Genomic DNA, 13559 nt, shown 5'->3' with positions numbered 1-13559 from the left:
ATGGACATTCTATTTGTCTGGGAAGGCGGCGATACGAACCGTTGGGCCGCAGATTTGGCCAAGCATCTGGGCGACGTGAAGTTTCATGTATACCCCAACGTCCCGAACAAAGCGGACATAGACTATGCGCTGGTTTGGTTGCCTCCGCTGGGAGAGTTACAGACGTACCCGAACCTCAAAGGGATCATTTCCATCGGGGCCGGTGCTTCGCATATTCTGCGTGACCCTGATCTGCCCGCAGCTGTACCTGTGGTGCGCTTGGTAGATGACGTCTCGGTTCAGGATATGTGGCTTTATGCCTGTTACTGGGTTCTGCATTATCACCGCCATTTTGATCTCTACCGCATCCATCAGGTGCAACATACATGGGACAGACAAACTGTTCTGACGCCAGCCCAGCGCAAAGTCAGTATTTTGGGGCTGGGGGCCATTGGCGGTCAAATTGCATTGAAATTGGCGGGCATGGGATTTGATGTCGCCGGTTGGAGTCGCTCGCCCAAAAACCTCGTCGATGTGAAATGCTTTCATGGCTCAGAGGGACTCGATCAGGTGCTGAACCGGTCGGAAATCCTCATCAATATGTTACCCGCAACCAATGAAACTGCTGGCCTTTTGGACGCCGAAAACCTGGCAATGCTGCCCACGGGCGCAGCGCTGATCAACATGGGCCGCGGAGATGTGTTGGACAATGACGCCCTGATCGCTGCTTTGGATAGCGGCAGAATGGCCGGAGCGACGCTGGATGTGTTCAACACTGAGCCCCTGCCCCTGGACGATCCCTTTTGGAATCACCCCAAAATCAACATGACGCCTCATGCTGCGGGCCCCACAAATCAGGACAGCGCACCGCGGCAAATCGCCAACGACATCTTGCGACTGGAACAAGGCGATGTTCCGGCGCACAGTGTGAATGTGCAAGCAGGATACTAACATGACAAAGCAAACCGGTTCTCATTTGATGTTGGACGCCTTGCTCGAGGCAGGTGTGGACACGATTTTTGGAAATCCTGGAACCTCCGAGATGCACCTGACAGCGGCCATAGCGGACTATCCCGAAATCGAAAAAGTACTTTGCCTGTTTGAAGGCGGTGCCACGGGGGCCGCTGATGGCTACGGGCGGATGAAGGGCAAACCAGCGGCCACCTTGCTGCATCTTGGGCCCGGATTGGCCAATGGTCTGGCCAACATTCACAACGCCAAAAAGGCGGGCACACCAATGATCAACGTCATCGGCGACCACACCACGTTTCACAAGCAATATGACGCCCCCCTGAACTCTGACATCGAAGGGACCGCAGCACCCTATTCCCAGTGGATCCGGACGGTGGCAGAGCCGACCTCTCTTGGCACGGACACCAGCGAGGCGATTTCAGCTGCCGTTTCGCATGGTGGTCAGATCAGTTCTTTGATTGTCCCCGCAGATATTGCCTGGAGCGATCGCAAGGGCAAAACGCCTGCCTTTTCGGTCGAGCGGGAAAAGGTCAATCCGGCAATTCTTGATGCCGCAATAGGGGTTATGAAAAATGGCCGCAAAACCGGCCTCATTGTCGGACGCGAAGCTCTTTATGGTGAAGGATTGAAACTCGCCGGGCAAATCGCTGCGGCCACAGGGGCCACATTGTTTTTCCCCTATGCCTCGGCCCGGGTTCAGCGCGGCGCTGGCTTGCCAGCGACAAAGCGCATTCCTTTCCCTGTCGAAGCCGCAGTTGAGATGCTGGCCTCCTATGAACAATTGCTGATGATTGGCGCGGTCGAACCGGTCGCATTTTTCGCCTATCCCGGCAAGCCAAGCTGCGTGGTGCCGGAAACGGCAGATCTTTTGAATGTAGTAACTCCAAGAGAGGATGTCTTGGCCGCATTACACTACATCGCAGACCAGACTGGCGGCGATGCCATTGTCGAAGACCCCACCCCGGTCCCCGACCCCGCATCCGGGCCACTGACCACAGATACTTTGATGCGAACGGTCGCCAACGCAATGCAGGAAGGGATGATACTTGCCGAAGAGGGCGTCACCACAACACGCGCGCTCTTGGCCACAATCGGCGGGTGCCCACAACATGACTATCTCACCAATGTTGGTGGATCCATCGGAGCAGGCCTGCCTCTGGCACTTGGTGCCGCGATTGCCTGCCCTGATCGCCCCGTTCTGTGTATCAGCGGCGACGGAAGCGCATCTTACACCCATCAAGTACTGTGGAGCATGGCCCGCCACAAATTGAATGTGACCATCGTGATATGTGCGAACCACAGCTATCAGATTCTAAAGGGTGAAATGTACCGCGTTGGCGCAATGAAGCCAGACGGGCCAAGGAATCCGCTTTTGGAACTGGATGATCCTCGTTTGGATTGGGTGTCTCTGGCAAAAGGCTATGGCGTTGACAGTTTGCGCTGCGAAACAGCCGAGGAACTGGACTTCGAATTGCGCAAAGGGCTGGCGACACCCGGCCCGGTTCTGATCGAAGCCGCATTGCAACCGGTTGACTAAATCTGGAGCGCGAATGGGATTTCCTAGAATTCCTGTTTGGCGACCCAGCGCAGTTTGGCCCGTTCATAAGCGATTCCGACATCCAGAAATGGACGTGGTGGCAGGCGTTTGGCTTCATCTATACCAAGCTGGAGTTGCAGCAGATCACTGTCACGCCCTTCCATGTAGTCCGCCAGCAGCCGACCGCTGGCTGTGCCACGCGTCATCGGTGACACGTCGTTGGTCAAGACCGCAAAAATACCCGAGTCAACTTCTCCAAAAATGGCGCCATCGTTCCAGGTAAAGGCCATTATGCCGCCCCAGCTGTGCTCAAAGGGCACGTCCGCCAGCCCCGGCCAGCGTGCGGCCATAGAGCGACGATGCATATCGGCAATGGGCCCCAGAACCGTTCCCCCAGGTAGCGATTTTTTGGGGGCATGGTGGAAATGGTTGCGCACGAACAACCGTCGATCCTTCATAAGCCGGATTGTGGCGCCATACTCGGAGCCACCCAGCAAGCCAAATGGCTCGGATGTTCCTATCTGCGCCAATTGCTCATCCGTCAAAGGGCCGGTGAGGCTGCCATAAGTTGCCATCGGCACATAGCGGCCTTTGGCCACCCCAAAGTGACGCAGGAAAACGCCGGTCGCTAGAACCACCCGATCGCAAGTCACAACACCCTTGGGCGTGGTCACGACAAACCCGTCCCCCCGTCGAGCAATAGACTGAGCAGGTGTTTCTTCGAACATCGTCACATTGCGCGGCAGATAGGCGGCACAGCCCTTCATCAAAGCCGCCGGATTCACCAGCGCATTTCCCGGAGTAAACAACCCGCGTTGATAAAAACCTGTCCCAATACGGGTTTGCATTTCAGATTGATCCAGCCAGCGGTGTTCAAGCCCAAGCTGGCCAAGGGTCTCGGCGATCTCGTCAATGTGCTTTTCACCATCTGGCCCGGCAGCTCCATAGAATCTTCCTGCCTCGCTCCAGTCACAAGGAATCTGAAATTCATTAACCCGGCGGCGCAAGTCTTCCAGCCCGGACGCCCAAAGCTGCATATTGCGACGCAAAATTTCCAACCTCTTGGGGGGGCCATGCGAATGAACATTCAGCATAAACCCAGCATTACGCCCCGAAGTTCCGAAACCGGCGCGTTCTGCTTCAAGAAGAATGGTCTCATCGTTCGGGCATATTTCGCCCAATCGAAAAGCCGTCGCGATACCGCAAACACCTGCACCAATCACAACGGTACGGACCTTGTGCGCCCCTTGCAGAACATTGGGGGCCGCCACCGCTGGCAGGATATGCCACCAGCCATTACTGTCGGTGTGTTTGGGAATAACCTTGGCCTGCAACATCATTAATATCCGCGCGACAAATCAACGATTGGGGCCGGGATGCCGCCATCCAGCACTTTGCGAATGTTGCCTAAGATGAAACGCGCGGCGGATTTTTCGTTGGTCGGAGCAGCTGCGTGCGGTGTGACATGCACGTCTGGACGCATCCAATAAGGGCTGTCTTCCGGCAATGGTTCGGTGCGAAACACATCCAATGCCGCCGCTTCAAGATGCCCGCTGTCCAGCGCGGCAATCAGGTCTTCGTCGGTGATGCTGGCGCCCCGACTGCAGTTGATGACAAAGCCACCCGCCGGCATTTTGTCAAAAACGGCCTTGTTCAAAAGATCTGTGGTCTTTGGTGTAAGGGGCAGCAAATTGACCAGAATGTCAGCACCGGACACAACGGTCTGAAGTGCTGCGTCACCATGCAAACAGGTAACTCCATCAAGTGTTTTAGGACTCTGGCTCCAACCAGTTACAGAAAACCCAAGATCCCGGAGGCGAACGCAGGCATCCAAACCGGTTTGCCCCAGCCCCAAAATCGCGATGCGGCGTTCGCTGTTTTCCGGATAGCCATGCCGCAACCATTTCTTTTGTCTCTGATACTGAGCGTAACGATGATAGTGGCGATGGAAATGCAGAGCCCAATGCAAAATGTGCCCTGACATATCCTGCACCAGCATGTCATCCTGAAGTCGGACCACCGGAATTTCCGGGTTGAACGTGGGATCTTCAGTGATGTGTGTCACGCCAGCCCCAACAGAAAAAACATATCGCAGATTGTCAAACCGACTGAGTTGACCCGCCGGAGGTGCCCAGGCAATTGCATATTCGATTTCAGCAGGATCAAACGTCTGATCCGACGTATAAAATGGTGATTCGATGCCCATTTCCTGCAAAACAGATTGCCACAGATCAATCGACGATCCAGTCCAGTGAAAATAGATTGCCATTGGTTGTTCTTTCCTTTGACTGATGAACCAGCGCTAAAAATGTTCCGTCAAACCGCCGTCCGGGCGTTGATCCGCGTATCGATGTCCGGCCATGCACCGCTTTGGGGCTTGCTTCAGGCATCGTGGTTGCCGAACACTGGCATAGTATTCTGGATCAAACGACTTAATAAAAGTCGCGCTTGGCGTAACCCTGAGTTACGCTGGGTATTCCGATTTACCGCAGAAACTTCTCGTCGCAAGGATGGCCCATGGCACTCGGTTTCAGAAAACTACCTTCTCCAAGGTCCTTGTTGGCGTTTGAAGCAGCTGCCCGCAACCTCAGCTTTACCGAAGCGGCAAAAGAACTGAATGTCACACGGGTCGCGGTTTCTCGTCAGGTTAGCCAGTTAGAAAGCTTTTTAGGCATCCAGCTATTTCTGCGTCACCAAAGCCGCATAGAACTCACCCGCGCCGGGCGTCGGCTGGCACGAGTTATCTTCAATGGGTTTCAGTCAATTGCCGAAGAAATTCAGGCGATTAACAACACGACCGACGATCAGCTTGTGACACTGGCCACCACGTCTGGGGTCTCGACCTATTGGATCATGCCCAACATCGGTCGCTATCGCCTGTTAGAGCCCTTGGTGGATTTCCGGCTCCTAGTCTCACAGGATGTGATCAACCTTGCCAAATCCGATGTTGATCTGGCCATTCGTTATGGCACTGGAAACTGGCCTGGGGCGACAAGCACCCTATTGCGTCGACAGATGATTTCTCCGCTGTGCAGTCAAAAGTTTCTGCAGGATCACGGACCGTTCGAAGACATCGAAGAGTTGACCAAGGCCCCCTTGTTGGATTTCGAATCCGCTTATGATCCATCATCTTCGTGGCCAAATTACTTTCGGGATATGGGCAAAACCCTGAAAACCGGGCTGAGGATGAGTTCATTTGATTCCTACATCAACTTTGTTCAGGCGGTTTTGGATGGGCAGGGCGTTGGCCTGCTCGGGGCCCCTTTGATGCAACAGTTCATCGATAGCAAAATTCTGGTGCCTGCCCTGGATACCGAACCGCTTCCTCAACACGGCTATTATTTGTGCCAACCTGAAGGTGCTACATATTCTAAGGTCGTCGAAGATTTTCGCGTTTGGCTATTGTCTGAGCTTTGCAAAGGTTGAGCCCTTGACCGGGCTGGCTACTTGAGGGTCAGCTAATGAGCAATGATGCTCTGTTGGAACCGGACATTGGATTGTAAAGGGCGGAGGTCCAACGCGTTGCTTCAACCAATCGCCGATTACTGTCTCTGCACGTCCCATTCCATAGATATTGGCCGTATCGACATGCGTTATGCCAAGGTCCACACAGGCACCCGGAATGGTCGCCGAGCCTTCATCCGTCGCGGGGCCGTAGAAGTTCGTGAATGGCATTGATCCGTAACCAACCACGCTGACCAAGGGGCCGTCTAGACCCAGTTTGCGCTGTTTCATTTGGGATTTGTCCTTGCTATTTTTCTTTTCCAGGTAGCAAAAACAGCTTCTAAAAATGCGGGCGTTCAAATCCATCAAATTCAGTGTCCGAAGTTCCGGTGAAGCGGCCGTGCTTGCACCCCAAACCGGGCACTTTGAGATCGGCTGCATTTCCGGTGAAAACGGTAGAAGATCAACCAACGAACCACCACAGATTTTTTGTGACCTGTCACTCTACTTTGCATTCAGGTTCACACCGACCCAAATCCATATTGGCTCAAAGTTTGCAAATTACGCCTGAGCCAGCATTTGCAAATCGCCAATCCGAATTAGACCGAGTCTTCTATCTCAAAGGGAGAAGGTTCCGGAAACCATTGCTCAAGCTGCGTGCGCACCATCGCCTCGACTCGTGGGTTCGGCGTACTTTCAAAACTGTCGTTCAACGTTATGCTCAAGGGTTTGCGCCTGTTGACCCACTTCAGTTGCCACCAGGTCCAAGGTGCAAAATTCTCAAGGCTCACATAGCCTTGGATCTTCCGGCTGAGCGACCAATCTGCTTTAACGGCGGCTCCGATCTCAACCGCGAGATGACGCGACAACCATTCAGGCGGCACGTTGTCTCCGGCACGAAATCGGGAATGGCGGGTTTTGTCTATGAGCTCTGCATAGTTCCGACACATCGCCTCGCAGGACTCGGTGTCCATAATTTGAGGGCCGTGAATGATGTGATTGCGCGGCTCAGATCCAAATCGTTGTGACAGCGCCTGGTTAGCGGTTGCCAGAGACAGGTTCCAAGGGCTTGATTTCACAGGATCCAGTTTGTCCAGCGTCTGAACCTGCAAGGGCTTAAAATGAGCATAAGGCATGCCGTCGGGGGCAAATAGCGCGGGCAACAGATCAGGCGACATCACCAGCATGTCGTCTTCGATGTACAAAAATCGCCGTGAAATGCCCGGCAGAAGGTGTAAATGGCTGACGATGCAGAATGAATTGAACGTTGGCAAGATATCTTGCGACATAATTTGGTCGTGATGCACCACTTCGATCTGAGGGTGATCCACATTGAGCCAGGCTGGGACTTGTGGCCGACAGCTGACAAAGTAAATTCGACGGATACCCTTTAGATTTTTCGCAGTGGACCGCAAGGAATACCGGATAATATCAAGATTGTCGCGCGTACGATTGGGGTTGCTGTCATGCTTGTCAGACACATAGTCATTCAGCGTTTCCTGATAGCCCGGAAAGCTATCATCGACCCATGTATAGACCAGGTCAATTGGCTCAGCTAATTGCGACATGGGCCCTCCTGCCTATGTTAACAAATCTATCTGACAGCCCGACCGACATTGCAAGCCAAGACACGGTTTCTTGGGGAATTATGCCGTCAGATCAATCTGTCGCGCCCCACCCAATCCCATGGCACGGACATCTTGGAAGGCGCCCAGTTTTTCGCATTTCACAGTGTCACATCGGCCATTTTCTTTGGTGAAGTGGCACACAATGCTTGCGGTATTTGATAAGTTCAGGGCAATAAAGGAACACAGAGATCGGACCCATAGTTTTTCATCGGGACGAGGTCTGCAAATTTTTTGGAGTTTCCATTTCAATGCCGAAGACATTCTTGAATTCAACGATCCGCCGCACGGCTATTACAGCCGCCACTTCTTTGTTGTTTTCATCGTCTTTGGTTTTGGCCCAAACGCCATTGGAAGGCTTCAGCACCCGGTTCGTGAATTTCGAGACCGCCGAAACTTTGCCGGACAATACTTTTTTGCTTCACGCGGGCACCCACCAGACGATTGGGAGCGGCAGCGGAACCGGAAGCCAACTGTATTACGGGGCGCTGGACTATGCCATCACGGATGATTTCCAACTTGGCTTTACAACTCAGGTAATCGAGGACATCACTGAAAAGCCAATCCTAGGTGTCCAATACCCAACGCGTTTTCTCACCTATGGCGCCAGCGTCAAATATCGATTTGTAAACACCTCTCAATGGCAGATTGCTGCGCAGGCATCGCTTGAGTATTTGGAATTTCGAACTCAGCATTTTGGAACGAACGTATCTGATGCCAGCAATTTCATCGGATCTTTCCAGATGCCGATCACCTATACTGCTAGACCAAATTTGCAATTTCACCTGACGCCCGGCGTATCGGTGTTTCCAGACGACCTTAACGGTATTCCGTATTACGGGACCGTTGCCAGCGTCGGTGCCGGATTCACTTGGAAAAACTCGGACCGGCTGCAGACATTTGCCCAGGTTTCCACACCTCTGAGCGGTGGCAATACGATTGATTCCAACCGAAATATCACCAAGGAACTCGTCTACACTGCGGGCATGCGCTATGCATTCACCCCCAAAGTTGCGCTGGAAGGCTATGTCACCAACGGCATCGGCGTATCACCGGCAACCAGCATCCTGACCTTCTATCCTGACGGCGATGAACCACTTTTCGGCCTGCGTGTTCTCTACACGCCGGGCCAGAAGTTAAGCAATACTTACCGCCCGACACCGCTTGCACCGGTGACCTTGCGCGATTTGGGATTGCAGCAGGACGGCTTCACAGTTGGCACTGGCAGCGTACTTGAACCTGGCGCGCTGAGGCTGTCAGCTTCTGGTGGTACGGATGGAAATTATGCTCTTGTTGCATCTATTGGTCTGGAGCAGGATTTTCAGATCGACGCCATAATCGAAGACTATTCTAACGATGGGTCTTTGACTGTTGTCGATGACCCCACGCCGAATTCTGCGCGCTGGATGCTCGGAGGGCGTATTCGTGTGCTTGACCAGAACAACGGCAGTCCGTTTTCCTGGTCGCTCAGAGTTCTCGGTGGCCGCGATTTAGAGACACTTGATGTTGGCGTACTTTATTTTGCGACACCAGCCAGCTTTGACGTCGATGACCGTTTGACGTTTCATGTAGAACCCAAAGCCGCTGCTTTCGGAAATACAACCATTCTGGGCCTGGGACTGGGTGTAAACTATGAGATAGCAGATGGTCTTCAGTTGATAGGTGAAGTCACCCCTGTATCGGATGGCCGCACTCCGGCCTGGGCAGCGGGTTTGCGGTACGATCTGGCAGACGCCGGGTGGAGTCTTGATCTCTCAGCAACGAACGCGATTGGGCGCTATGGTCACGGTACAATGGTCTCTCAAGACGACACCCGGTTTGCCTTTGGTCTGACAAAGCAATTCAACCTTCGCAGAAATCACTAAGCCTGTTTAAAACTTGCAAAGAGCAACCTGAATGATTTTGGCTTGCCGCAACACCCGGACACAATCGCACGCAAGCGCCTAAGCATTGCCCTAGGGCGCTGGGACGGCGCATTGTTTAAATATCAAAGGGCTTAGGGCACACCGTCACACAACCATGGGCGTGACGTGGTGTCCGGCAGATTGGTCCAAAGTTAGACTGGTTTACTGTTTGGCATTAAAAACAAACAGCGTTTCGCCATTGATCGTGTATGTGTTTATCAGATCTTTGGCTGTGTCGGAAACCAACCAATTCTCCAACTTCAAAGCAAGATCGTTTTTCACATGGCCATGTTTTTCAGGACTCACCGGAATATAGGCATATTGGTTGAACAAAGTCGGGTCACCCGAATAGAGCAGTGCAAGATCACCTTGATTGCCAAAGTTCAACCAACTTGCCCGATCTGACATGATATAGGCGTTCATACCCGAGGCCGTGTTCAATGCGGCCCCCATGCCTGCACCCACAGATCGATACCAGCTTCCGAACTCTTCAGACACAAGTCCGGCATTTTCCCAAAGGCTTAGCTCTTTCTTATGAGTCCCGCTGTCATCTCCCCGGCTAACAAAATTTGCCTCGGCGGTTGCCACTTTCTGAAGCGCATCGATCGCATTATCCGCGCGCCCTACAGCGGCGACATCCGATTTAGGGCCGATAAAGACAAAATCATTATACATGATTTCGCGGCGATGTGTGCCGTTGCCACCTGCCAGAAAGGTCTCTTCAGCCTTTTTCGAATGCACCAGAATGGCATCCACATCCCCGGCCTCTCCCAGACGCAATGCCTGCCCCGTGCCAACAACAAGAAGTTGCACTTCAAGGCCCAGATCATTTTTGATTGCCGGCAGCAGGACGTCAGACAAGCCTGAATTGTGAAATGAGGTTGTAACGGCCATTTTCATGTCATCAGCCCAGCAGGCTCCGGAGATTGCGGCCGCGGCGACTATGCCAGTAAAAAATGCTCTCATTCGACAATGTCCCCATTCAAAAACGCATTTGCCATCGCAGTTTTGGGTTGTTCAAAAAACTGTGCAGCGTCGCCTTGTTCGTGAATCTTGCCGCCAAGTAAGAACAGAACTTCGGTGGCAAGACGCCGTGCCTGCCCCATATCGTGGGTCGACATAATCAAACGTGTGCCATCATTTGCGGCATTTTTCAGAATGGTTTCGACGTCGCGCATGGCAGGTCCGTCCAACGACGCGCAAGGTTCATCCAGAAACAGCACATCCGGCGAACGGATCAAAGCACGCCCCAGCGCAAGCTTTTGCCGCTCACCACCTGAAAGGACCGTTGCAGGTCGTGACAGCGCATAGGTCAGACCAACCTTTTCAGCCATGCCTTCGGCCAGTTTCCCGGCTTCGGCCCGCGTCTCGCCAATCAGCCGAAGCGGATAGGCCAGATTATCACGAACAGAACGACGCAACATGACGGGCGATTGAAACACAAATGCCTGCCTTTGCCGCGCCTCTTCCTGGTCGCAGGCCCAAACGATGCTGCCTTCGTTCAGGCGCGCGATACCATGCAACATCCGCAACAATGACGTTTTGCCCGCCCCGTTTGGGCCGATAACAATCGTGATACCATGGCCCTCCAAGGTCAGATCAACCGGGCCGATCAGCACTTTGCCACGCCTGCGAGAGATCGCACTTTGTGCAATCATAGGAAACAGTTCGCTCACCAGCGCCCCTCCTGCTCGGTTTGCGTCAACCAGTGGATCGTCAGGTTTACAGCGATGGCCATTCCAATCAGAACAAAACCCAGCGCCAACGCCAGTGCAAAATCGCCTTTGCCTGTCTCCAAAGCGATAGCCGTGGTCAGAACCCGCGTGTGGTGGTCGATATTGCCGCCGACCACCATAATGGCGCCGACTTCACCGATTGCGCGCCCAAAACCAGCCAGAGACGCGGTCAGCAATGCCCGCCTGCCGTCCCAAAGCAAAGCCATCATTCTTTGAAAATGGGTGGTGTTCAACGAGATCAACAGATCGTGGTAGTCCGACCATAATTCGCGCAAGGCCTGATGGGCGATTGAAGCAATCAGCGGTACAATAATTATGACCTGTGCAATGGTCATCGCTGTCGGTGTGAACAAAAGTCCAAAAACCCCAAACGGGCCGGATCGGCTCAGACAAATGTAGACGATCAAACCGACAACAACCGGAGGAAGGCCCATCAACGCATTCAAAACCGCGATTGTCAGGCGGCGAATTCGAAAGCGGCGAACCGCCAACAAGGCCCCAAGTGGCAAGGCGATTGCCGACGCAATCACCAAAGCGGTGAGGGTCACATGCAGCGACCGTAAGATGATCTCAACGAGGTCTGGATCAAGCCCTATCAGGAGCAACCAAGCCTGGGACAGCCCGTCCCAAATATCCGCCATGTTCGTGCTTGCCTCTTTCCCGAGTGACCTTCGCCTATCGCAGCATAAAGAGCCTCAGTAGGACCGAAGGTAAATACAATAATCCGGGATGTCCCAAATTGCCATCATTTTGAGCGCCAGATTATTAGGTTCGGCCAAATTGTAACGTTGGGTTTTCAACGGGTTCAACACTGCAAGACATAACAATCAAAATGCGCAAATTTTTCATAGTGTTCTTGGAAAAACCGGGGAAAAGCAACAAGCTTCAAACCGGGTGGCCCTTGGTCGATCCAGTCAGCTCACTAAACTAGAGGCCCCTTGTTGATTAACAATCCGGGAACATCGAGAGCCATTTCCCTCAATGTCATCACAATGGGCAGTCTGAATCGCCCCGAGTTTGTCGGAGACCGTCAACTTAAGAAAGGATGATGGTTATGACAAAAAGCAAAATGGGAAATCGCTATGCGCCTGAGGTTCGGGTTCGTGCGATTCGGATGGTGTTTGAGCACCAAGGTTCATATGAAACGCAGGCGGCCGCGATCGCGGCGATTGCACCCAAGATTGGCTGTATTCCGCAAACGCTGCGGGGATGGGTCATGCAGGCCGAAAAAGACAGTGGCATGCGCGACGGCGTGACGACCGAGGAACGGGACCGGATCAAAGCCCTCGAACGCGAGAACCGAGAGTTGCGCCAGGCCAATGAAATACTGCGTAAGGCGTCAGCATATTTTGCTCAGGCGGAACTCGACCGCCCACTGAAGCGATGATCACCTTCATTGAAGATCAGCGCGTTGTTTACGGCGTCGAGTCGATCTGCAGAGTTCTGCCGATTGCGCCGTCGACATATTACCACCGGCTGGCATGTTACGCTGATCCTTCAAAAGCCTCTGGGCGTGCCCAGCGAGACGCTGAGCTGCGTCCCGAGGTTCAACGGGTTTGGGATGACAATTATCAGGTCTATGGTGTTCGAAAAGCTTGGCATCAGTTGAAGCGCGAGGGCTTTGATGTCACGCGATGCACCGTCCAGCGCCTTATGAAACAAATCGGCATACGTGGTGCCGTGCGTGGAAAGGTGGTGAAGACAACAGTTCCTGACACGTCAGTGCCCTGTCCTCGTGACAAGGTGAACCGCATCTTTCGGGCACCAGCGCCGAACCTGTTGTGGGTGAGCGATTTTACCTATGTGTCAACCTGGCAGGGCTTTGTTTATGTGGCCTTCGTGATCGATACGTTCGCTGATCGTATCGTGGGCTGGCGGGTATCGAGGTCAGCCAAGACTGACTTTGTCCTCGATGCTCTGGAACAAGCCTTGCATGATCGACGACCTGTTCAGGAAAGCGGGCTGATACATCATAGCGACCACGGCGGGCAATATTTGTCCATTCGCTATACAGAGCGTTTGGCTGAAGCTGGAATTGAACCATCGGTCGGCAGCGTCGGGGATTCATACGACAATGCCCTTGCTGAGACGATTAACGGACTCTACAAAACCGAACTGGTTCATAAGCAAGGTCCCTGGCGCAACATACAGGACTTGGAAATGGCCACCCTCGGCTGGGTCGATTGGGTCAACAATAGACGTCTGCTTGGCCCTATCGGAAACATCCCGCCAGCAGAGGCTGAAGAGAACCTCTATGCACAGCGCGACGTGCTCGAATTGGTCGCGTAAAATGAAGCTATAGGTCTCCGGTAAAACTGGGGCGATTCATCCTAGATTGTTTTCATTTCAAATTATGGGGGAT

At 53.3% G+C, this 13559-nt stretch carries 12 protein-coding genes and 1 other annotated feature; of the genes, 5 read left to right on the top strand and 7 right to left on the bottom strand.

Going from position 1 to position 13559, the window contains the following annotated elements:
* Positions 1–930: a 2-hydroxyacid dehydrogenase gene (locus BUC32_RS01785; RefSeq protein ID WP_083599204.1), complete on the top strand. Its 930-nt coding sequence runs from the start codon at positions 1–3 to the stop codon at positions 928–930.
* 1 nt (position 931) lies between these two features.
* On the top strand, positions 932–2488 hold the full coding sequence (locus tag BUC32_RS01780; RefSeq protein WP_073248819.1) for an acetolactate synthase large subunit: 1557 nt from the start codon (positions 932–934) through the stop codon (positions 2486–2488).
* A 23-nt stretch (positions 2489–2511) separates the two neighbouring features.
* On the opposite strand, the gene BUC32_RS01775 is transcribed toward BUC32_RS01780, so the two are convergent.
* Entirely contained in the window at positions 2512–3825 is a 1314-nt protein-coding gene (locus tag BUC32_RS01775) for an NAD(P)/FAD-dependent oxidoreductase (RefSeq protein ID WP_175556872.1), read from the bottom strand.
* A gap of 2 nt (positions 3826–3827) precedes the next feature.
* Positions 3828–4757 (bottom strand): 2-hydroxyacid dehydrogenase, encoded by a 930-nt coding sequence (locus tag BUC32_RS01770; RefSeq protein ID WP_083599202.1) that lies wholly within the window; start codon positions 4755–4757, stop codon positions 3828–3830.
* A 248-nt stretch (positions 4758–5005) separates the two neighbouring features.
* On the opposite strand from BUC32_RS01770, the gene BUC32_RS01765 reads away from it, so the two are divergent.
* Positions 5006–5914, top strand: coding sequence for a LysR substrate-binding domain-containing protein (locus tag BUC32_RS01765; RefSeq protein WP_083599201.1), 909 nt, complete (start codon positions 5006–5008; stop codon positions 5912–5914).
* Here BUC32_RS01765 and BUC32_RS01760 read toward each other — a convergent pair.
* Both BUC32_RS01760 and BUC32_RS01755 read right to left on the bottom strand, forming a co-directional pair.
* Positions 5888–6223 (bottom strand): aldo/keto reductase, encoded by a 336-nt coding sequence (locus BUC32_RS01760; protein ID WP_245815119.1) that lies wholly within the window; start codon positions 6221–6223, stop codon positions 5888–5890. The two genes, BUC32_RS01765 and BUC32_RS01760, sit on opposite strands and share 27 nt — an antisense overlap.
* A 308-nt stretch (positions 6224–6531) precedes the next feature.
* The gene (locus BUC32_RS01755) at positions 6532–7500 is read right to left on the bottom strand and encodes a hypothetical protein (RefSeq protein WP_073248812.1); all 969 of its coding nucleotides are present in this window, start codon (positions 7498–7500) and stop codon (positions 6532–6534) included.
* 308 nt (positions 7501–7808) lie between these two features.
* On the opposite strand from BUC32_RS01755, the gene BUC32_RS01750 reads away from it, so the two are divergent.
* Positions 7809–9422, top strand: coding sequence for a hypothetical protein (locus tag BUC32_RS01750; protein ID WP_073248810.1), 1614 nt, complete (start codon positions 7809–7811; stop codon positions 9420–9422).
* Between the two features lie 201 nt (positions 9423–9623).
* On the opposite strand, the gene BUC32_RS01745 is transcribed toward BUC32_RS01750, so the two are convergent.
* The 3 genes from BUC32_RS01745 to BUC32_RS01735 are packed head-to-tail and all read right to left on the bottom strand — an operon-like array spanning position 9624 to position 11838.
* Positions 9624–10427 (bottom strand): substrate-binding domain-containing protein, encoded by an 804-nt coding sequence (locus BUC32_RS01745; RefSeq protein WP_073248808.1) that lies wholly within the window; start codon positions 10425–10427, stop codon positions 9624–9626.
* On the bottom strand, positions 10424–11119 hold the full coding sequence (locus tag BUC32_RS01740; RefSeq protein WP_073248806.1) for an ATP-binding cassette domain-containing protein: 696 nt from the start codon (positions 11117–11119) through the stop codon (positions 10424–10426). Before BUC32_RS01740 ends, BUC32_RS01745 begins: the two co-directional genes overlap by 4 nt.
* A gap of 14 nt (positions 11120–11133) precedes the next feature.
* Positions 11134–11838 (bottom strand): ABC transporter permease, encoded by a 705-nt coding sequence (locus BUC32_RS01735; protein WP_073248804.1) that lies wholly within the window; start codon positions 11836–11838, stop codon positions 11134–11136.
* A gap of 413 nt (positions 11839–12251) precedes the next feature.
* On the opposite strand from BUC32_RS01735, the gene BUC32_RS01725 reads away from it, so the two are divergent.
* Positions 12252–13486 (top strand): IS3 family transposase gene (locus BUC32_RS01725; RefSeq protein WP_139280609.1). Its coding sequence is split into 2 segments (ribosomal slippage): positions 12252–12546 and positions 12546–13486, totalling 1236 coding nucleotides; the frame shifts between segments, so codons are not numbered across the junction.
* Positions 12539–12655 (top strand) — a sequence feature (AL1L pseudoknot). It overlaps the preceding gene by 117 nt.
* Positions 13487–13559 lie beyond the last annotated feature (73 nt).

Origin of the sequence: Shimia gijangensis, from assembly GCF_900142085.1 — a bacterium.
GTDB classification, from domain to species: Bacteria; Pseudomonadota; Alphaproteobacteria; order Rhodobacterales; family Rhodobacteraceae; genus Shimia; species Shimia gijangensis.
This window is presented reverse-complemented; position numbering and strand designations above follow the sequence as displayed.